The sequence below is a fragment of the Actinophytocola sp. genome (genome assembly GCF_036402745.1).
Lineage (GTDB): Bacteria > Actinomycetota > Actinomycetes > Mycobacteriales > Pseudonocardiaceae > Actinophytocola.
In genome coordinates this window covers 1-22898 of the sequence record NZ_DASWSJ010000141.1, presented here as the reverse complement: position 1 = coordinate 22898, position 22898 = coordinate 1, and the positions used below count along the sequence as shown (strand labels likewise).

23 protein-coding genes are annotated in these 22898 nt (G+C 71.9%); 10 read left to right on the top strand and 13 right to left on the bottom strand.

Annotated elements, in window-relative coordinates; genetic code table 11:
- Together VGD70_RS14005 and VGD70_RS14000 are read left to right on the top strand one after the other, a co-directional pair.
- Window positions 1-790 (top strand): SDR family NAD(P)-dependent oxidoreductase (locus tag VGD70_RS14005; protein ID WP_331081830.1); only part of this gene is annotated, 790 nt, incomplete at its 5' end.
- Entirely contained in the window at window positions 787-1182 is a 396-nt protein-coding gene (locus VGD70_RS14000; protein ID WP_331081828.1) for a thioesterase family protein, read from the top strand. The genes VGD70_RS14005 and VGD70_RS14000, both read left to right, overlap by 4 nt.
- On the opposite strand, the gene VGD70_RS13995 is transcribed toward VGD70_RS14000, so the two are convergent.
- Window positions 1179-1703, bottom strand: a complete 525-nt coding sequence (locus VGD70_RS13995) for a GNAT family N-acetyltransferase (RefSeq protein ID WP_331081826.1) — start codon at window positions 1701-1703, stop codon at window positions 1179-1181. The genes VGD70_RS14000 and VGD70_RS13995 overlap by 4 nt on opposite strands.
- 167 nt (window positions 1704-1870) lie before the next feature.
- On the opposite strand from VGD70_RS13995, the gene VGD70_RS13990 reads away from it, so the two are divergent.
- Window positions 1871-2704: a hypothetical protein gene (locus tag VGD70_RS13990; protein WP_331081824.1), complete on the top strand. Its 834-nt coding sequence runs from the start codon at window positions 1871-1873 to the stop codon at window positions 2702-2704.
- Between the two features lie 64 nt (window positions 2705-2768).
- Here the strand turns inward: VGD70_RS13990 and VGD70_RS13985 are convergent, their stop codons facing one another.
- Window positions 2769-3578 carry an Fpg/Nei family DNA glycosylase gene (locus tag VGD70_RS13985; protein ID WP_331081822.1) on the bottom strand — a complete coding sequence of 270 codons (810 nt, stop codon included), beginning with the start codon at window positions 3576-3578 and terminating at the stop codon, window positions 2769-2771.
- Complete coding sequence (locus VGD70_RS13980) at window positions 3578-4048, bottom strand: ribose-5-phosphate isomerase (RefSeq protein ID WP_331081820.1); 471 nt, start codon at window positions 4046-4048, stop codon at window positions 3578-3580. The genes VGD70_RS13985 and VGD70_RS13980 overlap by 1 nt, the downstream gene beginning before the upstream one ends.
- A 34-nt stretch (window positions 4049-4082) precedes the next feature.
- Between VGD70_RS13980 and VGD70_RS13975 the strand changes: the two genes are divergently transcribed.
- Complete coding sequence (locus tag VGD70_RS13975) at window positions 4083-4880, top strand: 2-phosphosulfolactate phosphatase (protein ID WP_331081818.1); 798 nt, start codon at window positions 4083-4085, stop codon at window positions 4878-4880.
- Complete coding sequence (locus VGD70_RS13970; protein ID WP_331081816.1) at window positions 4877-5566, top strand: MBL fold metallo-hydrolase; 690 nt, start codon at window positions 4877-4879, stop codon at window positions 5564-5566. Before VGD70_RS13975 ends, VGD70_RS13970 begins: the two co-directional genes overlap by 4 nt.
- 171 nt (window positions 5567-5737) lie before the next feature.
- Here the strand turns inward: VGD70_RS13970 and VGD70_RS13965 are convergent, their stop codons facing one another.
- On the bottom strand, window positions 5738-7171 hold the full coding sequence (locus tag VGD70_RS13965; protein WP_331081815.1) for an aldehyde dehydrogenase family protein: 1434 nt from the start codon (window positions 7169-7171) through the stop codon (window positions 5738-5740).
- 64 nt (window positions 7172-7235) lie between these two features.
- Window positions 7236-7850, bottom strand: a complete 615-nt coding sequence (locus VGD70_RS13960; RefSeq protein ID WP_331081813.1) for a DsbA family oxidoreductase — start codon at window positions 7848-7850, stop codon at window positions 7236-7238.
- Window positions 7851-7991: 141 nt separating this feature from the next.
- Between VGD70_RS13960 and pepN the strand changes: the two genes are divergently transcribed.
- Window positions 7992-10556 (top strand): aminopeptidase N, encoded by a 2565-nt coding sequence (gene pepN, locus VGD70_RS13955; RefSeq protein WP_331081811.1) that lies wholly within the window; start codon window positions 7992-7994, stop codon window positions 10554-10556.
- A 63-nt stretch (window positions 10557-10619) separates the two neighbouring features.
- On the opposite strand, the gene VGD70_RS13950 is transcribed toward pepN, so the two are convergent.
- A complete protein-coding gene (locus VGD70_RS13950; protein WP_414637961.1) occupies window positions 10620-11120 on the bottom strand; it encodes a DUF5130 family protein in 501 nt (166 codons plus the stop codon).
- Window positions 11107-11355 (bottom strand): hypothetical protein, encoded by a 249-nt coding sequence (locus tag VGD70_RS13945; RefSeq protein ID WP_331081809.1) that lies wholly within the window; start codon window positions 11353-11355, stop codon window positions 11107-11109. The genes VGD70_RS13950 and VGD70_RS13945 overlap by 14 nt, the downstream gene beginning before the upstream one ends.
- A gap of 301 nt (window positions 11356-11656) precedes the next feature.
- On the opposite strand from VGD70_RS13945, the gene VGD70_RS13940 reads away from it, so the two are divergent.
- Window positions 11657-11899 (top strand): hypothetical protein, encoded by a 243-nt coding sequence (locus VGD70_RS13940; RefSeq protein ID WP_331081807.1) that lies wholly within the window; start codon window positions 11657-11659, stop codon window positions 11897-11899.
- A 34-nt stretch (window positions 11900-11933) separates the two neighbouring features.
- Here VGD70_RS13940 and VGD70_RS13935 read toward each other — a convergent pair whose 3' ends face one another.
- The gene (locus VGD70_RS13935; RefSeq protein WP_331081805.1) at window positions 11934-12575 is read right to left on the bottom strand and encodes an HNH endonuclease; all 642 of its coding nucleotides are present in this window, start codon (window positions 12573-12575) and stop codon (window positions 11934-11936) included.
- A 141-nt stretch (window positions 12576-12716) separates the two neighbouring features.
- On the opposite strand from VGD70_RS13935, the gene VGD70_RS13930 reads away from it, so the two are divergent.
- The 3 genes from VGD70_RS13930 (at window position 12717) to VGD70_RS13920 (ending at window position 15785) form a co-directional block, all read left to right on the top strand.
- Window positions 12717-13691: a mechanosensitive ion channel family protein gene (locus VGD70_RS13930; protein ID WP_331081804.1), complete on the top strand. Its 975-nt coding sequence runs from the start codon at window positions 12717-12719 to the stop codon at window positions 13689-13691.
- A 34-nt stretch (window positions 13692-13725) separates the two neighbouring features.
- Window positions 13726-14121 carry a globin gene (locus VGD70_RS13925; RefSeq protein WP_331081803.1) on the top strand — a complete coding sequence of 132 codons (396 nt, stop codon included), beginning with the start codon at window positions 13726-13728 and terminating at the stop codon, window positions 14119-14121.
- 68 nt (window positions 14122-14189) lie between these two features.
- Window positions 14190-15785, top strand: a complete 1596-nt coding sequence (locus VGD70_RS13920; RefSeq protein WP_331081801.1) for a glycoside hydrolase family 13 protein — start codon at window positions 14190-14192, stop codon at window positions 15783-15785.
- Between the two features lie 7 nt (window positions 15786-15792).
- Here VGD70_RS13920 and VGD70_RS13915 read toward each other — a convergent pair whose 3' ends face one another.
- From VGD70_RS13915 to VGD70_RS13895, 5 genes are all read right to left on the bottom strand, one after another.
- Window positions 15793-16143, bottom strand: a complete 351-nt coding sequence (locus VGD70_RS13915; RefSeq protein WP_331081799.1) for a hypothetical protein — start codon at window positions 16141-16143, stop codon at window positions 15793-15795.
- A gap of 164 nt (window positions 16144-16307) precedes the next feature.
- Complete coding sequence (locus tag VGD70_RS13910) at window positions 16308-16955, bottom strand: hypothetical protein (protein WP_331081797.1); 648 nt, start codon at window positions 16953-16955, stop codon at window positions 16308-16310.
- On the bottom strand, window positions 16948-17382 hold the full coding sequence (locus tag VGD70_RS13905) for a thioesterase family protein (protein WP_331081795.1): 435 nt from the start codon (window positions 17380-17382) through the stop codon (window positions 16948-16950). The genes VGD70_RS13910 and VGD70_RS13905 overlap by 8 nt, the downstream gene beginning before the upstream one ends.
- Window positions 17382-22355 carry an NAD-glutamate dehydrogenase gene (locus VGD70_RS13900; protein ID WP_331081793.1) on the bottom strand — a complete coding sequence of 1658 codons (4974 nt, stop codon included), beginning with the start codon at window positions 22353-22355 and terminating at the stop codon, window positions 17382-17384. Before VGD70_RS13900 ends, VGD70_RS13905 begins: the two co-directional genes overlap by 1 nt.
- Window positions 22356-22482: 127 nt before the next feature.
- On the bottom strand, window positions 22483-22898 hold a 416-nt coding region (locus tag VGD70_RS13895; protein WP_331081791.1), incomplete at its 5' end, for a hypothetical protein.

Here is a 22898-nt window from a genome sequence, read left to right as displayed (position 1 = left end):
CCACATGGAGCTTCGGGGAACGTCCGTGCTGGTCACGGGTGCCACAGGTGGGCTGGGTCAGGCAATCGCACGGCGGCTGGCGGGCGAGGGGTGTGCGCTCACGCTCACCGGGCGCCGGGCCGACGCGCTCGAGCCGGTGGCCGCCGAGGTGGGCGCGACGGCGCTCGTCGCCGATCTGTCCGTCGCCGACGACGTCGCGCGGGTGGCGCGGACGGACGTCGACATCCTCGTGGCCAACGCCGCGTTGCCGGGCGCCGGCGAGCTCGAGTCGTTCTCGGTCGAGCAGATCGACCGCGTGCTGGACGTCAACCTGCGCGCGCCGATCATGCTAGCGCGCCAGCTCGGCGAGCGGATGCTGGCCCGCGGCCGCGGCCACGTCGTCCTCATCTCGTCGCTCTCCGGCAAGTCGGCCACGCCGGTCAGCTCGCTGTACAACGCGACCAAGTTCGGGCTGCGCGGATTCGCGCTCGCGCTGCGCCAGGACTGGGAGCCGCTCGGCGTCGGCGTCAGCTGCGTCAACCCGGGGCCGATCGCCGACGCGGGCATGTTCCACGAGGGCGGCGGCGAGCTCCCGAAGGGCGTCCGGCCGCGGACCCCGGCCGACGTCGCGGACGCGGTGGTGCGGGCCATCCGCGCCAACCGGGCCGAGGTCGACGTCGCCGACCCGGTGATGCGCGCCGGCGCGTGGTTCAGCCTCCTCGCGCCGCAGACCACGGCCCGGCTCGCCCGGTTCGGCGGCACGGAGAAGGTCGCGCGCCAGCTCGCCGAGGGGCACGCGGACAACCGATGACCACGTTCGTCCACCGGCTGCGGGTCCGGTACAGCGAATGCGACCAGCAGGGCGTCGTGTTCAACGGGCAGTACCTGTTCTTCTACGACGTCGCGATCACCGAGCTGTTCCGCGACCGGGTCGGGCCGTACCAGGAGATGGTCGACCGCGGCTACGACATCGTGGTCGCCGAGGCCCGCGTCCGGTTCGTTGAGGGCGCCCGGTTCGACGAGGAGCTCGACATCGAGATGCCCGTCGAGCACCTCGGCACCACCAGCATGATCGTCCGGCCGGTGTTCCGGGTCGGCGAGCGGCTGATCGCCGACGGTGAGGTGCGGCACGTGTTCGTCGACCCCACCACTCTGAAGAAGACGCCGATGCCCGACGACATCCGCGCGGCCCTGGCGCGCTAGCGGGTCCGCCGCAGGTACTCGACCTCCAGCACCGGCCGGCCGTCGCCGAAGTCGTGCTCGCGCCTGCGCCCGGTCTCGACGAAGCCGAACGAGGTGTAGAAGTGCCGCGCCCGGTTGGCCCCCGCCATCGTCCACAAGCGAACCCGGCGGTAGCGGGCGTCCAGCAGCATCTCCCACGCCTTGTCCATCAGCGTCCGGGCCACGCCCCGGCCCCACACCGTGGGATGCGCGTAGAGGTCGAAGATCTCCCCGTCCGGCACGCCGTCGGTGTGCGGACCGAAGTGGACGAAGGCCGCCACCCGGTCGCCGCGCTCCGCGACCAGCAGCGTGTTGCGGGCGTGCGCACGTGCGGTCAGCCGCCCGGTCCACATGGTCCGCCGCTGCTCGACGAGCGAGCTCAGCCAGTGGCCCTCGAACAGGTCCCGGTGCGCCACCCGCCACGCCTCCGCGTGCACCTCGCCGACCGATTCCGCGTCGGCTGCGGTGGCCTCCCGCACCAACAACGGCAGGTCGACCCTCATGGGCGACAACCATACGTCTGATCACCGGTCAGTGACTACCTGTCCGTCGCGAAGGCGAGTTGGGTTCACGCAGCCAGGGACCTCGTCCGGGTTGCTTCGGCTCCTGCGGAACTCCGGGCGTAGCGTGCCCGTTGTCGTGACGAACCGTGTATTTCGGGAGGGGTGCCATGATCACCGTTATCGTGGTCATCGCGTTGGTTCTGGCCGTGGTCGCGCTCGGCACGACTTTCGCCAGGAACCAGGCGAATGCCAAGCAAAACCGGCTCGAGGACGCCAAGGCCGAGGCCAGGCGCTGGGTCGAGAGGCTCGGCGGCCAGGTGATGAACCTCGTCGGCACCGACGAGGCCTCCAAGCAGGCGCTGGCCGACGCCTCGGAGCGCTACAACGCGGCCGGCTCCCAGATGGAGCAGGCCAAGACCGTCGAGCAGAGCCGGCTCGTCACGAAGACCGCGCTCGAGGGCCTGTACTACGCGCGCGCCGCGCGCGAGGCGATGGGCCTCGACCCGGGCCCCGAGCTGCCGGTCGACCCGGACCAGCAGCGCGCCGGCAAGGTCAACGAGGACCGGCGGGTCACCGTCGAGGGTCAGGAGTACGAGGCCTCGCCGCAGCCCGGCGCCAACACTCCGCACTACTACCCCGGCGGCCGGGTGGCCGGCCGGCCTGTGCCGCAGGGCTGGTACAGCGAGCCGTGGTGGAAGCCCGCGCTGATCGGCGGCGCCTGGGGCCTCGGCTCGGCGCTGCTGTTCAGCTCGCTGTTCTCCGGCATGTACGGCATTCCGGACGCGGCCGCGTGGGAGCAGGGCTACGACGCCGGCCAGCAGGACTCCATGGACGGCGGTGGCGACGGCGGCGGTGACGGTGGTGACGGCGGCGGCGGTGACATGGGCGGCGACGGCGGCGACATGGGCGGCGGGGACTACGGCGGCGGCGACTTCGGTGGCGGAGACTTCGGCGGGGGCGACTTCGGCGGCGGGGACTTCGGCGGCGGCTTCGACTTCTGACCTCCGGCCGTGACCGGCGCCTTCCACTGGGAGGCGCCGGTCACTTTCTGGCGCCACGAGAAGGTCAGCGGGCTTGGCAGGTCGGGCACCAGTAGAGGTTGCGGCCGGCGAGGCCGGCGATCGCGATCTCGGTGCCGCACACCAGGCAGGGCTGGCCGTGCCGGCGGTAGACGTAGACCTCGCCGCCGTGCCGGTCCCGGCGCGGGGCGCGGCCGCTCACCCCGGGCAGGTGCTCGTCGCGGACCGTGTCGATCCTGCCGGTGCGGACGCCCTTGCGCATGAGCAGCACGAGGTCGTCCCACAGGTCCGTCCACAGTGCATGGTCGAGCTCCTTGCCCGGCACCAGCGGCGCGACGTTGTGCCGGAACAGGATCTCCGCCCGGTAGACGTTCCCGACGCCGGCGAGCACCGCCTGGTCGAGCAGCAGCGCCGCGATCGGCAGCCGGGAGCGGGACAGCCGGGCCCACGCCTTCTCCGGGTCGGCGTTGCGGCGCAACGGGTCCGGGCCGAGCTTGGCCAGCACCACCGACATCCGCGCGGCGTCCACCAGCTCGCAGACGGTCGGCCCGCGCAGGTCGCTGACGTGCGTCTCGCCGACCATCCGCATCCGCACCTGGCCCACCGGCGCGGTGACCGGCAGCGGCTGGTCGCTGAACGTGCCGATGAGCCCGAGGTGGACGTGCACGATCGCGTCCGGGCCGTAGATGTGGAACAGGTGCTTGCCGTACGCCTCGGCCCGGCGCAGCACCCGTCCGTCCACAATGGACGCAGCGGTGGTGAACCGGCCCTGCGGGCTGGTGACCTCGACCGGGCGCCCGCCGTAGAGCTTCTTGTGCAGCCGGGCGAGCCGGTGCAGGGTGTGGCCCTCCGGCACTAGCTCGGCAGGGCGGGCGGCTCGCCGGTGCGCTCGTACTCCTCGAGCATGCGGATCCGCCGCGCGTGCCGCTCGAGACCGGAGAACGGGGTGGTCACGAACGTGGAGACGATCTCCGTGGCCTCCTCGGCGGTGTGCATGCGCGCACCGATGCCGACGACCTGGGCGTCGTTGTGCTGGCGGGCGAGCGTCGCGGTCTCGACGTTGTAGCCGAGCGCGGCGCGGCAGCCCTTGACCTTGTTGGCGGCGATCTGCTCGCCGTTGCCGGAACCGCCGATGACGACGCCGAGGCTGCCGGCGTCGGCCACCACCCGGCGGGCGGTCTCGATGCAGTAGGGCGGGTAGTCGTCGTCGGCGTCGTAGACCGCCGGGCCGACGTCGACCACGTCGTGGCCGGCGGCGGCCAGCGCGGCGACGAGCCGAGCCTTGAGCTCGAATCCCGCGTGGTCGGATCCCAGGTAAACGCGCACGCGGGCATTGTGCCAGCCGTGGCACGATCGGCCGGTGACGGTCTACGCGCAGGACTCCTTCGACCTGCGGCTGGAGTGGGGGCGAGACGGCGTCACCGCGCTCGGGCCGCACTGTGCGGTGCTGGTCGTCGTCGACGTGCTGGTGTTCACGACCACCGTGGACATCGCGCTCAGCCGGGGCGGGCGGGTGCTACCGCTGCCGTGGCGCGACGAGCGGGCGGTCGAAGCCGCGCGGGCGGCGGGGGCGGTGCTGACCCGCGGCGGGCTGGCCGGGATCGAGGGCGGCCGGTCCGCGGGCACGACCCTGGTCGCGGACGCCGCGGTGGGCGAGTGGACGCTGCGGCCGTCGTCGCTGGTGACGCTGCCGGAGGGGGCGTTCCTCGCGATCTCCTCGCCGAACGGGGCGACGCTGTGCGCGGCCGCCGCGGCGACCGGGACGACGGTGCTCGCGGGGTGCCTGCGGAACGCGTCCGCGGTGGCCGCCGCGGCGGTGGAGCTCGCGGGCGACGCGCCGATCGGCATCGTCGCGGCCGGCGAGCGGTGGCGCGACACGCCGGACCGGCGGCTGCGCCCGGGGATCGAGGAGCTGCTCGGCGCGGGGGCGATCGCGGCCGCGGTGACCGGGCGGCGGGCGCCGTCGGCGGAGGCCCGGCTGGCCGCGCTGACCTACCGGGCCGCGGCCGGCCGGGTGGGCGAGCTGGTGGCGGAGTCGGTGTCCGGGCGGGAGCTGGTCGCCGCGGGGGTGCCGGCCGATGTCGTCCTCGCGTCCGATGTGGACGTCAGCCGGGTGGTGCCGGTGCTGGTCGACGGGGTGTTCGAGGACCGGCGATGAGCGCGCGGTGGCTCGAGGTCGCGCCCGGGGTGTTCGCCGGGCGGCACGCGGAGCTGGACCAGACGATCGGGCTGGTGGTCGGGACCGGGCGGTGCCTCGTGGTGGACAGCGGGACCGACGAGGTGCACGGGGCGGACATCCTCGCGGCGGTGCGGGAGCGGGCGGCGGTGCCGTGGACGCTGGTGATCACGCACGCGCACTTCGACCATTTCTTCGGCACGGCGGCGTTCCTGCCGTGCCCGCTGTGGGCGCACGCGCGGTGCCGGGAGGTGATCGAGGCCGACGGCGAGGAGCAGCGGCGCGACTGGGCGGCGCGGTACCGGAGCAAGGGCGAGCCGGAGCTCGCCCGGCGGCTCGAGGCGGCCCGGCTGGTGCCGCCGACAGACGTGTTCACCGACCGGGTGCGGATCGACCTGGGTGGGCGGGCGGTGGAGCTGATCCACCCAGGGCTGGGACACACGGACCACGACGTGGTGGTGCACGTGCCGGACGCGGGCGTGGTGTTCGCCGGTGACCTGGTGGAACAGGGCGCTCCGCCGCAGGTCGGGCCGGATGCGGAGCCGGCCCACTGGCCGTCCACTATGGACAATGTGCTGGCGCTCGGGGCGAGCGTGATCGTGCCGGGGCACGGCGAGCCGGTGGACCCGGCCTTCGTTGTGGCGCAACGCGACGAGCTGGCCCGCTGAGGGCGGTGGCCGCCGGCCCCGGTATCCAGCCTACCGGCGGACACCGACAGTTCCGGCCGGCGCGCGTCGCCCCTGTGGACAACTGCGGACTCGCGGGGGCTCCCCGCTTTCCAGTCTAGCGGCGGGGTCTGACAGTTTCAGGTTCGTGGATCTTGGCTGTGGACAACCGGGTCAGCGCTGGATGGACTTCAGGTCGGTGAACTCCTCCAGGCCGTAGCGGCCGAACTCGCGGCCGTTGCCCGACTGCTTGACGCCGCCGAACGGGGCCTTCGTGTTGAACAGGGCACCGTTGACGTCGACCTGGCCCGCGCGCAGGCGGCCGGCCACCGCGTACGCGCGGTCCGCGTCGCCGCCGAAGACGCCTGCGGCCAGGCCGTACTGGGTGCCGTTCGCGATGCGGACGGCGTCGTCCTCGTCGGTGTACGGGAGGATCACCAGGACCGGGCCGAAGATCTCCTCCTGCGCGATCGTCATGTCCTCGCGCACACCGCCGAACACCGTCGGGCGCACGTAGTAGCCGCGCTCGACGCCCTCGACCGGGTCCGGGCCGCCATGGGCCAGCACCGCGCCCTCCTCGACGCCCTTGCGGATGTAGCCGACGACCCGCTCCTGCTGCGCCGCCGACACCGCCGGGCCGATGCGCGTGGTCTCGAGAGTGGGATCGCCCGGCCGGTACTTCGCCGCCGCCGCGACCGCGGCCTCGACCGCCTCGTCGTGCCGGTCCGCGGGCACGAGCAGGCGGGTGAGCGCGCTGCACGCCTGGCCGTTGTTCATGAAGCAGTTCGCCACGGTGATCTTGACCGCACGCACCAGGTCGGCGTCGTCCAGAACGACAGACGCGGACTTGCCGCCCAGCTCCAGCGTGACCCTCTTGATGGTCTCGGCGCCGACCGCGGCGACCCGGCGACCCGCCCGGGTGGAGCCGGTGAACGACACCATGTCGACCAGCGGGTGGGCGGCGAGCGCCTCGCCGATGACCGGGCCGGTGCCGTGCACCATGTTGAACACGCCCGCCGGCAGGCCCGCCTCGTCGATGATGGACGCGAGCAGGCCGGCGGTCAGCGGCGCCACCTCGCTCGGCTTGAGCACCACCGTGCAGCCGGCCACCAGGGCCGGGGTGACCTTGGCGACCATCTGCTGCAGCGGGAAGTTCCACGGCGTGATGGCCGCGACCACCCCGATGGGCTCGCGCACGACGGTGGAGTTGCCGAAGGTGACCGGGTCGAGCGCGCCGTTCTCGATCTCGTCGAGCACGCCGTCGGTGATGCCGACCGGGTTGACCACCTGGACCTTGGCCGCGAACGCGATCGGCGTGCCGACCTCGGCGGTGATCGTGGCGGCCAGCTCACCCGCGCGGGCACGCAGGCCGTCGTTGATGCGCCGCACCGCGGCGACCCGGTCGGCGAGCGGCGTGGCCGCCCAGCCGGGGAACGCGTCGGCCGCGGCGCGCACCGCGGCGTCGGCGTCGGCCGGGGTACCGGCCGGCACCGAGGCGATGACCTCCTCGGTGGCCGGGTTGACCACGTCGATCCGCTCGCCGCCGGTGTCGTCGACGAACGTCCCGCCGATGAGGTGAGCAGTGCGAACCTGGGTCGGCGCGGCCATGGTTCCTCCGAGAGATGTGACGCTGACGGGGCGGTCGGCCTCCAGCCTGTCACACGAAAGTGCCTCAGTCGAAGCTGAGGTCGCCGCTGCGGGTCCGCTTCAGCTCGAAGAAGTTGGGAAAGCTCGCGAGCGCGACGGCGCCGTCGAAGACCTTCAGCGCGTCCTCGCCGCGCGGGATGGAGTTGAGCACCGGGCCGAAGAACGCGGTGCCGTCGACGTGGATGGTGGGCGTGCCGACGTCCATGCCGACGGGGTCCATGCCCTCGTGGTGGCTCTTGCGCAGCGCCTCGTCGTAGTCGGTGCTGTGCGCGGCCTCGGCGAGCTCGGCGGGCAGGCCGACCTCGGCGAGCGCCTCCTCGATGACCGCGTCCAGGTCCTTGTTGCCCTGGTTGTGGATGCGGGTGCCCATGGCGGTGTAGAGGTCACGCAGGACCTCGTCGCCGTGCTTCTCGGCCGCCGCGATGGCGACCCGCACCGGACCCCAGCCACGGTCGAGCATCTGCCGGTAGTCGTCCGGCAGGTCACGGCCCTCGTTGAGCACGGAAAGGCTCATCACGCGGAACCGGAGCTCGACCTCCCGCTGCTGCTCGACCTCGAGGATCCAGCGCGAGGAGATCCATGCGAAGGGGCACAGTGGGTCGAAGTAGAAGTCGACCTTGGTCTTGGAAGCAGAAGTCATGTCTGCAACAACCACGCCGGCCGCGAACTTTCTTCCCGTTCTCACCCGTCTGGCGGGCGACAGCCGCCCCTGGGGTGCTTGGATGCGACTGAACGCGATTGTCATCGCGCTCGTGATACCGAACGCGACTTGAGGTGACCAGTGGCTCCGCCCAACCTGACCCGTGACGATGCACAACGGCGCGCGGCGCTACTGGAGGTACAGGCCTACGACATCGAGCTGGACCTGACGAACGCTCACGGCCAGCCGGGCGAGGGCACGTTCTCCTCGGTCACCACGGTGTCCTTCACGAGCCACGAGGCCGGCGCGGCCAGCTGGATCGACCTCGTCGCCGAGTCGGTCCAGTCCGCCGAGCTCAACGGCCAGCCGCTGGACGTGTCGGGCTACCGCGAGGAGGACGGCATCGCGCTCCCCTCCCTCGCCGAGCACAACACCCTCACCGTGCGCGCGACCTGCCGGTACATGAACACCGGCGAGGGCCTGCACCGGTTCGTCGACCCGGTCGACAAGGGCGTGTACCTCTACACGCAGTTCGAGACCGCCGACGCCAAGCGGATGTTCACCTGTTTCGACCAGCCCGACCTCAAGGCCACCTACCGGCTCACGGTGCTCGCGCCGGAGTCGTGGAAGGTGATGTCCAACGCGGCGGCCGAGACCACCGACCCGGCCCCGGACGGCGCCGCGCGGCACGTCTTCGAGACCACCAAGCGGATATCCACCTACCTGGTGGCGCTCGTCGCCGGCCCCTACGCGGAGTGGCGCGACGAGTATCGCGACGACAGCGCGGTCGTGCCGCTCGGCCTGTACTGCCGCGCCTCGCTCGCCGAGCACATGGACGCCGAGCGCCTGTTCACCGAGACCAAGCAGGGCTTCGACTTCTACCACCGCAGCTTCGGCGTGCCCTACCCGTTCGGCAAGTACGACCAGTGCTTCGTGCCGGAGTTCAACGCGGGCGCGATGGAGAACGCCGGCTGCGTGACGTTCCTCGAGGACTACGTGTTCCGCAGCCGCGTCACCCGCTACGCCTACGAGCGGCGCTGCGAGACCGTGCTGCACGAGATGGCGCACATGTGGTTCGGCGACCTGGTCACCATGCGCTGGTGGGACGACCTGTGGCTCAACGAGTCGTTCGCCACGTTCGCGAGCGTGCTCGCGCAGGCCGACGCGACCGAGTACAAGCACGCGTGGACCAGCTTCGCCAACATCGAGAAGTCCTGGGCCTACCGGCAGGACCAGCTGCCCTCGACCCACCCGGTCGCCGCGGACATCCCGGACCTGCAGGCGGTCGAGGTCAACTTCGACGGCATCACCTACGCCAAGGGCGCGAGCGTGCTCAAGCAGCTCGTCGCGTACGTGGGGCAGGACCGCTTCCTGTCCGGGCTGCGGGTGTACTTCGCCAAGCACGCCTGGGGCAACGCGACGCTGGCCGACCTGCTGGCCGCGCTCGAGGAGGCGTCCGGGCGGGACCTGTCGTGGTGGAGCGCGCAGTGGCTCGAGACCACCGGCCTGAACTCACTTCGACCCGCCTTCGAGGTCGACGACTCCGGTCGCTTCACGTCGTTCGCGATCGACCAGGGCGGGGCCAAGCCGGGCCTGGGTGAGCTGCGCACGCACCGGGTCGCCGTCGGCGTGTACGACGACCGGGACGGCAAGCTGGTCCGCACGCACCGCGCGGAGATCGACGTGACCGGCCAGCGGACCGAGGTGGCCGACCTGGTCGGCGTGCCGCGCGGCAAGCTCGTGCTGATCAACGACGACGACCTGAGCTACTGCACGATGCGCCTGGACCCGGACTCGCTCGCGACGCTCGTGGACCGCATCGGCGACATCACCGAGCCGCTGCCGCGGACGCTGTGCTGGTCGGCGGCCTGGGAGATGACCCGCGAGGCCGAGCTGAAGGCCCGCGACTTCGTCCTGCTGGTGTGCCACGGGCTGCCCGCGGAGACCGAGGTCGGCGTGGTGCAGCGGCTGCTGCTGCAGGCCCAGACCGCGCTCAACTCCTACGCCGACCCGAAGTGGGCGCCGCAGGGCTGGCGGATCTTCACCAACCGGCTGCTGGAGCTCGCCGCGTCGGTCGAGCCGGGGTCGGACCACCAGCTGGCGCTGGTCAACGCGCTCACCGGGTCCTCGCTCAACGCCGACCAGGTGGCCGTGCTGCGTGGCTGGCTCGACGGGACCGCGCCGCTGGAGGGGCTGGTCGTCGACACCGACCTGCGCTGGCGGCTGCTGCAGGCCCTGGTCGCGCACGGCGCGGGGACCGAGCGCGAGGTCGACGAGGCGCTGAGCGCCGACTCGACCGCGACGGGCAACCGGCAGGCGGAGCGGGCGCGGGCGCTGCGGCCCACCGCGGAGGCGAAGGCCGAGGCCTGGCGCCGCGCGGTGCACGACGACGAGCTGCCGAACGCGATCCACGAGTCGATCATCGCGGGCTTCTCCCACCCGGCGCAGCGGGAGCTGCTGGTGCCGTACGTGCAGGCCTACTTCGCCGACGTCGCCGGCGTGTGGCGGCGCCGGTCGAGCGAGCGGGCCCAGCCGGTGGCGATGGGCCTGTTCCCGTCGTGGTCGGTGGCGCGGGAGACCGTCGAGGCCGCCGACGCGTGGCTCGCCGACGAATCGCACCCGCCGGCCCTGCGCCGGCTGGTGTCCGAAGGCCGGGCCGGGGTAGTGCGCGCGCTCGCGGCCCGCGAGTTCGACAGCGAGAGCTGACCCACAGAAGCGAAGAACGCCGCGGGCCCTCGGGCTCGCGGCGTTCTCTCGTCGGTGGGTTGGCTAGCGCTTGGCGGGACCGGCCTGGTCGCTGAGCATGCGCAGCCCGCTGACCAGGCCGCCGATGAGGTCGCCCTCCTTGAAGGAGGCCACCATGCTCATCACGGCCAGGTTGCACGCGCGGTCCGGCAGCCGGCGGGAGGACTCGGCACCCGTGACCACCTCGACCCGGCGCTGCGTCGGCGACACCGCGATCAGCACGGCCGCCGGGGCGTTCTCGCCGGACGCGGCGTGCAGGTCCTCGGCGAACGCCCGGGTGTCCCCGCCCAGGTCGCCGAGGTACACGCTGAACCCCAGGCCCGTCGAGCGGGCCGACAGGGTGAGCGCCTCGTCGAGCCGGGCCAGCTGCACCGAGCTGAACGGCAGCTCCGGCACGGCGGGCTTGTGCTCACGCGCGACCGAGACCCGGCCGCTGGCCGTGACCACCGCGCCGTAGCCGTGCTCCGGATCCTCCGCGATCACGTCTCCGGGCACACCGGCCCGGACGACCTCACCAGCTGCCACGAGCGCCTCCCTTGGCTGTGCGCTTGCCCTTGGCGCCACCGGACGGGACGGCGGCCGCCTGGACGCCGACGCCGGCGGGGTTGGCGGTCCACCACACCGGGGGGTAGTCCCACGGCTGGCCCGGCCGGTACCGCGGGTTGCGCGCGACCTTGTCGCGCAGGGTCAGCAGGGCGACCACGCCGTAGATGGCGAGCGGGATCACCGCGTAGACGAGAATGGTCTCCACGACGTTCACGCGCGACAGACTACCGAGCGCCGCTGACGTCCCGGCCACCGGCGCGCAAGATCACGTCGGTATCACCGGGGGTTACCGCTAGTACGCCTCCCGGTAACCGTGCTCCGCCGACCGCCGGTGACCCGGATCCCGCATTGAGCGCAGTCGGGCGTCGCGAACGGCCCCAAGTCCCCAAAAGTTCGGCGACCGTCACCGTAGACGTCTTGTCCGTTACAGTTCTACGTCTTAGCTTTCACCTGTACGGCCCTTGCGCACCCCTCATCCGCACTCTCCGTGCGTACACCGCCCGAGGAGCACCGCCATGACCACGAGCATCACGAGCACCCCGCTGACGGTTATCACCCGTTTGGACCAGCTCGAGCTGGGCGACAGTCTTGGCACCCGTGTCACTCGTGGCACTCGCGTCACGGCCGGCACCCGCGTCACGCGCGGCACCAGGGTCACCCGCGGCACGCGGGTCACGGCCGGCACGCGGGTCACGCGCGGGACCCGGGTCACCCGGGGCACCCGGGTGACGGCGGGCACGCGCGTCACCGCCTCCTGACCCGAGCCCTGGAAGACACCGAAGCCGGCTGCCCTCAGGCGGCCGGCTCTCCCAGGTAAGGCAGCCACTGCGGGTCGGCATCGACAACCCCGGCCAGCAGCCGCCAGTGCACCCCGCGTGGTGCTCTTGGCACCACCCGCAGCCGCCAGCCGAGCTCGGACAGCAGCTTGTCGGCCTTGCGATGGTTGCACTTCACGCAGCACGCCACGCAGTTCTGCCAGGTGTGCTCGCCCCTGCGGCTGCGCGGGATGACGTGGTCGATGGTCTCGGCCCGGTTGCCGCAGTACGCGCAGCGGTATCGGTCGCGGTGCATGAGCCCGGCCCGGGTCAGCGGCACCCGCGCCCGGTACGGCACCCGCACGAAGCTGCTCAGCCGGATGACCGACGGCACCACGACGCTGTCCGCGGCCGAGTGCAGCACCAGCCCGCTCGGATCGCCGTGCACGACCTCCGCCTTGCCGCACACCACCAGCACGACCGCGCGCCGTAACGGCAGCGCGGTCAGTGGCTCGAAGGTGGTGTTGAGCAACAACACCCGACGCCGGCCCCAGGTGGGCGGTCCATGAGTCTGCTCCGAGGCGCCGTGGTTCGCCTTGACGGAACTCGGACGCGCCTGAGTCCGCGGCGCCAGCCCAGCGCGGGCGGCGCCGATCGGAGTCGGATGTCGGTCGGGCACGCGACCACCTCCACCGGTTCAGCAAGGCATAGCAGACCACAGATCACCCACGTTACGCACGTGTGTTGCATAACGTGTCCGTCTTCACCCTCACAAAGATCTGGTGAACGCCGTGGCGGCGGCCGCCTATATGGTCGCGCCGTGACCGTTTCGGACGTTCTCTCCTTCGCCGCACCGTCGTGTGTGGCCGACGAGGGCTGGTGCCGGACGATCTACGGCTGGACTCACAACGACTGGCTGGCATCGTCGGCGGGCTGGCTCATCGCCAAGCCGATCACGATCATCCTGATCCTCATCGGCGCGTTCCTGGTGCGGCTGGTGTGCCGCCGGCTGATCGACCGGCTCACCCGAGCCAGCGGCGGCGGGATCCCCACGCTGCTGCGGCCGCTGCGCGAACGAGCGCCGCAGGCGCTGGGCACGATGCTGTCCGAGCGGCGCGCCCAGCGGGCCCAGACGATCGGCTCGGTCTTCAACTCGATCGTCTCGTTCATCGTGTTCGGTCTGGCCTTCGTGATGATCCTGGGCGAGCTCGGGCTGAACCTGGGCCCGATCCTCGCCTCGGCCGGCATCGTCGGCGTCGCGATCGGCTTCGGCGCGCAGAACCTCGTGAAGGACTTCCTGTCCGGCGTGTTCATGATGCTCGAGGACCAGTACGGCGTCGGCGACGTCGTGGACGTCGGCGAGGCCAGCGGCGCGGTCGAGGCGGTCGGCCTGCGGATCACCACGCTGCGCGACGTGAACGGCACCGTCTGGTACGTGCGCAACGGCGAGATCCTCCGGGTCGGCAACTCCAGCCAGGGCTTCGCGGTGGCCGTGGTCGACGTGCCCATCGGCTACGGCGCCGACGTGGGCCAGGCCAGCGAGATCCTCGGCCGGGTGACCACCGAGGCCACCGAGGCCGCGCCGCTGGCCGACGACGTCATCGAGCCGCCCGAGGTGCTCGGTGTGGAACGCGTCACGGCGGCCGAGGGGATCACGATGCGGCTCACCGTGAAGGTGCGGCCGGGCCGGCAGTGGGCCGTGCAGCGGACGTTGCGGGCCAAGGTGATGGAGGCGTTCGAGGACGCCGGCATCCGCGGTCCGATGACCCGCGGCTTCCCGCCGTCCGAGCCGTGAGCGGGCGTCCGGGACGAAATGCGAGGATGGAACCGTGGCGACACCCGAGAACCAGACCGAGAGCTTTTACCAGGCGGTGGGCGGTGCAGAGGTCTTCCACCGCATCATCGCCCGGTTCTACGCCGAGGTCGCCCAGGACGACGTGCTGCGTCCGCTGTACCCGGAGCAGGACCTCGGCCCGGCCGAGGAGCGGCTGCGGCTTTTCCTCATGCAGTACTGGGGTGGCCCGCACACCTACTCCGACCGCCGCGGGCACCCTCGGTTGCGCATGCGGCACGCACCGTTCTCGATCGGCCCCATCGAGCGGGACGCGTGGCTTCGATGCATGCGAATAGCGGTAGACGAGGAGAAGTTGTCCGACCAGCATCGGGCGCAGTTGTGGACCTACCTGGAGATGGCCGCCAACAGCATGATGAACAGCTGGACCTGACCTTTCCTCGCGCCAGCGGCGAGCAGGCACTGTCTCCGCATCGGCGAGACCTGGCAGGATGACTCATCGTGCGTAGATCAGGGGAGAGTGACCAGGGGGCCCCTTTCGCTGCCACCGACACCGAGTGGTGGCACGAGGCGACCTTCTACCAGGTGTACGTGCGGTCGTTCGCCGACTTCGACGGCGACGGCATCGGCGACCTGGAGGGGATCCGGTCCCGGCTCGGCTACCTGGAGCTGCTGGGCGTGGACGCGCTGTGGCTCACCCCGTTCTTCACCTCCCCCATGGCCGACCACGGCTACGACGTCGCCGACCCGCGCGACGTCGACCCGCTCTTCGGTGACCTCGACAGTTTCGACCGGCTCGTCGCCGACGCGCACAAGCACGGCATCAAGATCACCATCGACCTGGTGCCCAACCACACGAGCGACCTGCACCCGTGGTTCGTCGACGCGCTGGAGTCCGCGCCCTACAGCCCCGCGCGCGAGCGGTACGTCTTCCGCGAGGGGCGGGCCGGCGGGACCGAGCCGCCCAACAACTGGGTCAGCGTGTTCGGCGGCCCCGCGTGGACCCAGGTGCCGGACGGCCAGTGGTACCTGCACCTGTTCGCGCCCCAGCAGCCGGACCTGAACTGGGCGAACAACGATGTGCGCGCCGACCTCGAGCGGACGCTGCGGTTCTGGCTCGACCGCGGGGTGGACGGGTTCCGCATCGACGTGGCACACGGCATGGCCAAGCCGGCCGAGCTGCCGGACATGGACCTGCGGGCCGTGGGGGTGATCGGCCACCACGACTTCTACGACCCGCGCTTCGACGACGACGGCGTGCACGACATCCACCGGATGATCCGCAAGGTCATGGACGGCTACCCGGGCGCGATGGCGGTCGGCGAGGTGTGGGTCACCGACAACCACCGCCTCGCCAACTACCTGCGCTCCGACGAGCTGCACCTCGGCTTCAACTTCCGGTTGGTGCTCGCCGAGTTCGACGCCGCCGCGGTGCGCACGGCGATCGAGGAGTCGATCGCCACCGCCGCGACCGCGGCCGCGCCGCCGGCCTGGACGCTGTCCAACCACGACGTGTGGCGCGAGGTCACCCGCTACGGCGGCGGGGAGGTCGGCGCGCGGCGGGCCCGGGCGATGGCGCTGGTGGAGCTGGCTTTGCCGGGCGTGGTGTTCGTGTACAACGGCGAGGAGCTCGGCCTGCCCAACGTCGACCTGCCGGACTGGGCGCTGCAGGACCCGGTGTGGGAGCGGTCCGGGCACAGCGACCGCGGCCGGGACAACTGCCGGGTGCCGATCCCCTGGGAGGGCGACGAGCCGCCGTTCGGCTTCTCCCCCGGCGACGAGACGTGGCTGCCGATGCCGCCGGAGTGGGCCGCGCTCACCGTGGAGCGTCAGCTCGAGGACGCCGACTCGACCCTGTCGCTGTACCGGGAGGCGATCGAGCTGCGCAAGACGCACGAGGCCTTCGCGGGCGAGGCGCTGGAGTGGTACGGCGCGCCGGAGGGCTGCTTCGCCTACCGCCGCAAGGGTGGCGGGCTGATCTGCGCGCTCAACACGTCCGACACCGCGGTGCCGTTGCCACCGGGTGAGGTGCTGCTGGCCAGCGGGCCCCTCGAGGAGGGCTCCCTGCCGCCGAACACCGCCGCGTGGCTGGTCTGAGCGGCGCTCAGAGCCCGCTGCCGATCTCGCCGCCGTAGCCGGCGCCCGGGTCGTCGTACATGGGCTCCGGAGCCGGCTCGGGCTGGGGCTCCGGCGCCGGGTCGGCCTGGGCGGAGTCGCCGCTGAACGCGCCCGTCGCGGCCAGGTAGCCCAGGCTCGGGCCGAACGTCCACGCGGCGTTCCTGATGGCGTTCTTGCGGCGCTCGCGCGGGTCCTGCGGCGGCTCGGGCTCGGTCGGGTACTGGACGTGCCGCGGCCGCGCCGGGCCTTCCTCGGGCTCGCGACTGTCCCACACGTCGTCGCGAGGCACGGTCTGGTCGAGGAAGCTGCGCGCTGGGTCGTCGTCCTGGTCACTCACGACGCTCCCTCGCAGGCTCGGTAGCGCCGCTCGCGGTCGCCCTGTGTCAATGATTCGCTCGCAAGCTCACTCATGACTTTGTGACTCCCTCCGACCGGATCCGGTCGCACCCGTCGGCCGGCCGTAAGGATTTGGCAAGCCGCGCCCATGGTGCCACGGAACGACTACACGAGCAGGGGCAACAGGGCGTGCCGGCGGCGGACCACCGCGCCGAACCGGGCGTCGATGCGCAGCCAGGCGTCGGTGGCGGTGACCCGGACCTGCTCGTCCGCGCCGCCGGTGCCGAGGAAACCCATGCCGGACATGGCGAACAGGCAGCGCAGCGGGATCTTGACCTCGAGCTTGTCGTCCGCGACGGTCAGCACGGTCTGGTCCAGCAGCGACGCCGGCGGGTTGCCGTTCGGGCCCGTGTTCTCCCTGGCCAGCTCCAGCCCGCGGTCGGCCAGCTCGGTGACGACCTTGGCCGGCAGCAGCTCCACGACCTGCCAGTGCGCCTGCGGCGGCAGCGCCGAGCGCCACTGCAGGTCGAGCACCGGCCCGGGGTCGATCCGGTCGCCGCGCGACACCGCGAGCGCGGCCAGCAGCTCGTTGCCGGACACCGTCACGTCGTTCGGCTCGACCCTGCCCAGCACGGTCCGGGTGGCGAGCACGTCGAACGGGGTGGCGACCCACGAGTCGATCCGGCCGGTGCCCTTGTCACCGTCCCGGCCGCGCAGCCGCACCACCGTGGTGCCGTCCAACCGCACCGCGCGGGCGACGAACGCGCCGAGGTCGTCGCGTTCGGACCGCTCGGCGAACTCCAGCTCAGGCACCGTTGCTCCCACTACGCCAGGCGGCAAGGAAATCCTTCTCCGCCTCGGACATCCGGCGTGGGCGGCCGCTCGCGAGGTCGTAGGGCACCAGCATGGTCTCCGCGGTGACCGCCACCGGATCCGAGTCCGACGGTCCACTGTGGACCTCGTAGTCCATGGTGAACGACGCGTGCCGCATCTCCCGCACCGACACCGCCACCCGCACCGTGCCGCCGTCGGCGACCAGCGGCGCGTGGTAGTCGACCACGATCCGCGCCACCACCACGCCCTTCGAGATGGCCTCCGCACCGCCGTGCCGGGCCGCCTCGCCGAACAGCAGCGCGATCCGCGCCTCCTCGAGCAGCGTCACCGTGTTGGCATGGTTCACATGCCCGTACACGTCCATGTCCGACCAGCGCGGCCGGACCTCCGCAATGAACACGCCCACTAGCGGACCATACTGCGCACCTGCCGGGCTGCCACCGACAAGGTGGCCAGATCCAGCTTGCCGACCCGCTGCAGCTCCTCCAGCGACAGCCGGGCCCGGGCCAGCCGGGAGGCGTTGGTCTGCTCCCAGTTCGCGATCTTCTCGTCGGCCGACGTGCCCGGGTCGCTCTGCCGCAGCGCGTCCAGAGTGATCGCCCGCAGCGAGGAGTACATGTCGTCGCGCAGCGCGAGCCTGGCCAGCGCGTGCCAGCGGTTGCCCCGCTCCAGCGCGCTGATGGAGGTGAGCATCGAGTCGATGTTGAGGTGGTCGGACAGCGCGTAGTACAGCTCGGCGGTCTCCCGCGGGCTGCGCTCGACGTCCAGTCCCGCGTCGCGCTCGGCGAGCTCGGAGACCTCGGTGATGTCGAGCAGCGGGTAGCCGTTGAGCAGCGACGCGGCCCGCGCGGCGAGCTCGGCCGGCACGCCCTGGGCGACCAGGTCCTCCGCGTGCTTCGCGGTGGCCTCGCGCTCCGCCCCGCGCAGCAGCCGGCCGACGTCCGGCGCGAGCTCGGCGACGACCTTGTGGAAGCGGTTGATCTCGGCGCCGACCGCGAGTGGCTGCGGCCGGTTGGACAGCAGCCAGCGCGACGCGCGGTCCAGCAGCCGCCGGGTCTCGAGCATCAGCTCGTCGGCGGTGTCGGTGGGCACGACGTTGTCGAGCGCCTGGATGCCGGCCCACAGCGTGTGCAGGTCGTAGATCCGGGTGGCCGCGGTGAACGCGCGGACCGCGTCGGTGCCGGTGGCGTTCATCTCCTCGGCGAGCCGGAAGGCGTAGGACACGCCGCCGCCGTCGACGACCTCGTTGACCACGAGCGTGGTGGTGATCTGGCGGTGCAGCGGGTGCTTCGCGATGGCGTCGGCGAACTCCTCGCGCAGCCGGCTCGGGAAGTACTCCGGCAGCCGGCGGGCGAACACGTCCGCGTCGGGCAGCTCGCTGGCCAGCACCTCCTCCTTGAGCGCCAGCTTGACGTGCGCGAGCAGGGACGCGAGCTCCGGTGAGGTGAGGCCGTCGTGGGCCTTGTCCATCTCGCGGAACCGGGTCTTGGACGGCAGCGCCTCCAGCTCGCGGTCCAGCCCGGCGCGCTCCTCCAGCGAGGTGACCAGCCGGGCCAGCACGGTGAGCATCGGCACGGCGTGCGCGCGGCTGACCCCGAGCACGGCGTTCTGCTGGTAGTTGTCGGCGAGCACGAGGTCGCCGACCTCGTCGGTCATCGCGACGAGCAGCTCGTTGCGCTTCTCCTGGGCGAGCTGGCCGTGGGTGACCAGCTGGTCGAGCAGAACCTTGATGTTGACCTCGTGGTCGCTGCAGTCCACGCCAGCCGAGTTGTCCAGCGCGTCGGTGTTGACCTTGCCGCCGGCCTTGGCGAACTCGATGCGGCCGCGCTGGGTGAGGCCGAGGTTGCCGCCCTCGCCGACGACCTTGACCCGCAGGTCCGCGCCGTTGACCCGGACCGGGTCGTTGGCCTTGTCGCCCACCTCGACGTTGCTCTCGCCGCTGGCCTTCACGTAGGTGCCGATGCCGCCGTTCCACAGCAGGTCGACCGGGGCCAGCAGGATCTGCTTGATCAACTCCGGCGGCGACAGCTTGCGGGTGCCCTCGGGCAGGCCGAGCGCGACGCGGACCTGCTCGCTGACCGGGATGGCCTTGAGCGTGCGCGGCCAGACCCCGCCGCCCGCGCTGATCAGCGAGCGGTCGTAGTCGTCCCAGCTGGACCGGGGCAGCTCGAACATCCGGCGCCGCTCGGCGTAGGAGGTGGCCGCGTCGGGGTCGGGGTCGATGAACACGTGCCGGTGGTCGAACGCGGCGACCAGCCGGATGTGCTCGGACAGGAGCATGCCGTTGCCGAAGACGTCGCCGGACATGTCGCCGACGCCCACGACGGTGAACTCCTCGGTCTGGGTGTCCTTGCCCAGCTCGCGGAAGTGCCGCTTGACGCTCTCCCACGCGCCGCGGGCGGTGATGCCCATGGCCTTGTGGTCGTAGCCGACCGAGCCGCCGGAGGCGAACGCGTCGCCGAGCCAGAAGCCGTAGCTCGCGGCGACGTCGTTGGCGATGTCGGAGAACTTGGCGGTGCCCTTGTCCGCGGCGACGACGAGGTAGGTGTCGTCCTCGTCGTAGCGGACCACGTCCGGGGCAGGGACGACCTTGCCGGCGTGCAGGTTGTCGGTGAGGTCGAGCAGGCCCGAGACGAACATCCGGTAGCAGGCCACGCCCTCGGCGAGCCACGCCTCCCGGTCCGGGCCCGGGTCGCCGACCGGCGTCGGCGGGCGCTTGACCACGAACCCGCCCTTCGCGCCGACCGGCACGATGACCGCGTTCTTCACGGCTTGGGCCTTGACCAGGCCGAGCACCTCGGTGCGGAAGTCCTCCCGGCGGTCGGACCAGCGCAGCCCGCCGCGGGCGACCGGGCCGAAGCGCAGGTGCACGCCCTCGACCCGCGGGGAGTACACGAAGATCTCGAACCGCGGCCGCGGCTCGGGCAGGTCGGGCACGGCGTGCGGGTCGAGCTTGATCGCGAGGAACGGCCGCGGCACGCCGTCCTCGTCGCGCACCCGGTAGTTGGTGCGCAGCGTCGCGCAGACGAGGGTCGTGAAGCTGCGCAGGATGCGGTCCGCGTCCAGGCTCGTGACCTCGTCGATCAGCTCGGTGAGCCGGGCGACCTGGTCGTCGACCGCCTCCTGCCGCTCGTGCTCGGCCAGGTGGGGGTCGAAGCGGGTCTCGAACAGGCAGACCAGCGCGGTGGCCACGTCGGTGTGGCCGAGCACGGCGTCCTCGATGTACTCGGTGCTGTACGGGGTGCCGGCCTGGCGCAGGTAGCGGGCGTACGCGCGCAGGAGGGCGGCCTGGCGCCAGGTCAGCCCGCCGTGCAGGACCAGCGAGTTGAACCGGTCGGACTCGGCGTCACCGCGCCAGATCGCGCCGAACGCCTCCTCGAACGTGACGCGCTGCTCCTCGCGCTCCTCGGCGGACCTGCCCTCGACGACGGACGGCTCGACGCTCAGGCCGAAGTCGTAGATCCACCATTTGGTGCCGTCCTCGCGGCGCAGCTCGTACGGCCGCTCGTCGACGACCTCGACGCCCATCTGCTGCAGCAACGGCAGGAGCTGGGACAGCGTGACGCCGTGGCCGGCGAGGTAGATCTTGAACCGGCGCTCCCCCGGCTCGCCGTGCGGCGGGGAGTAGAACGCCATGTCCAGATCGCCCTGGCGGCGCAGGCCCTCGAGGCGGCGCAGGTCGGCGAGCGCGTCGCCGGCGCCGAAGTCCTCCTTGTAGGCCTCCGGGAAGATGCCCGCGAACCGCTGGCCCTGCTCGGTGGCGGACTCGGCGCCGACGGTGACGGTGCCGTCGCCGGTCCCCTCGGCCACCTGCTCGCGCTGCTCGGCGAAGACGGCCTCGACGAGGCGGTCGTCCCACGTGCGCACGGCCTCGGTCATGCGGGCCTGGATGCGGGCGACGTCGGCGTCGACCGCGTGGTCCGGGTCGGCGGTGTGCACGGTGAAGTGGACCTGCGCGAGCGCGGTCTCGCCGATCCGCGTGGAGAACTCGAGGTGCTTGCCGCCGAGCTCGTCCAGCAGCACGTCCTGCATCGCCAGGCGCGAGGTGGTCGTGTAGCGGTCGCGGGGCAGGAAGACCAGGCAGCTGTAGAAGCGGCCGTAGGGGTCGCGGCGCAGGAACAGCCGCAGCCGGCGGCGGTCGGCGAGGGCGATGACGCCGGTGGTTGTCTGGTACAGCGAGTCGGTGCTGGTGGAGAACAGTTCGGAGCGGGGCCAGTTCTGGATGACCTCGAGCATCTTCTGGCCGGTGTAGGAGCCGAGCGGGAAGCCGGCCCGGTGGATCACCTCGCGCACCCGCCGGCCGACGACCGGGATGTCGAGGACGTCCTCGTGCAGTGCGTTGATCGTGAAGACGCCGAGGAACCGGTGCTCGCCGGTGACGGTTCCGTTGGCGTCGAAGGTCTTCACGCCGATGTAGTACGGGTACGCCGAGCGGTGGACCGTCGAGGGCGCGCTGGCCTCGGTGAGCACCAGCAGCTCGGGCGAGAGCGCCTGCGCGGTGGCGTCCGGGCCGGCGGTGAGGCTGCGCGCGGCGAGGCTGTCCTGGCGGAGGATGCCGAGGCCGCTCGCGAGGACGGCTTTCAGGGCGCGCTGGTCGCCGTCGCGGACCAGGTCGTAGTTGCGGTAGCCGAGGAAGGTGAAGTGGCCGTCGGCGAGCCAGCGCAGCAGGGCGGCGCCCTCGTAGGCCTGGGCCTCGTCGACCGGCGGGGACTGCTCGAGCTGGTCGGCGAGGGCGCGGGCGGTGCCGGCCATCTTGGCGGTGTCCTCGACGACCTCGCGGACGTCGTTGAGCACGTTCTGCAGGCCGGTCGTGATCTCCCGGCCGCGGTCGGCGTCGGTGATGAGGTCGACCTCGACGGACATCCAGCTCTCGGCCAGCGCGTCCGGTGGTGGGTCGTCGGCCTCGGCGCTGGGCAGGACGTCCCGCAGCCCTCCCGTGACGTCCCGGCTCACGACCACGATCGGGTGGACCACACGGTGGACCTGCAGCCCGCCCCGGACCAGCTCGGCGGACACGGACTCGACGAGGTAAGGCATGTCATCGGTGACGATCTGTACGACCGTGCCCCCGGTGGACCACCCGTCCGTGGCCACGTCCGGGTTGAACACCCGCACCGCCGGCCGCCCCGGCACCCGCTGCTCGGCCAGGAAGCGGTGGGACCGCACGCAGCCCACGAGGTCGACCGGCTCGTGGTCGATGACCTCCTCCGGCGGGATGTACCGATAGTAGAGCCGGATCAAGTCGGCCATGTCGCCCGCGGTGGCGGCGGCCCGCTCGATGAGTTCGTCCCGGGTCTGCTCCGGGTTTTCCGACCCGTCGGTACTGGCTGGCGAACCGGTGGCTGAGCCCGTAAGGGTCCGGGTTCCGGTCGAGGTCATCTACGCGACTCCACGATTGGCGGCACGTCGGTGTGCCACATGCAGCACACACCCTAATCTGATCACGATTGGCTCTGACGCTGCCGGCCACCTGAATCGTGCCAAGGGTAACGACCCGTCCGGCCCCTCATTCGGGCGATCGGTGCCGCCCGGAGGCCGGGGACTGCTGACGCCAGTCGAGGAGCCGGTCAAACCCCCCGAAATCACTCTCGCGACCCGCCGCCGACTCCCGATGCGTGTCCCACGTGGGGAGCTGAGACTCCTGCCGCGCCCGCTCTTCCCGCGCCCGCTGGTCTTGCTCTTCCCGCGCCCGCCGATCCTGCTCCTCCCGCGCGCGCTGGGCCTGCTCCTCCCGGACGCGGCGCTCTTGCTCTTCCCGGGCGCGCTGGTCCTGCTGCTCCTGGTCTTCGGCCGCCTGCTGCTCCTCGGACTCCTGGTAGGCGGCCAACGCCTCAGCCAGCAGCCCCGCGATGGTCGTGGAAGACCGCTCGGACCGCCGCTCCCGCCGACTGGGCACCTCGGAGGCCGCCTCGCCCCCGCCCC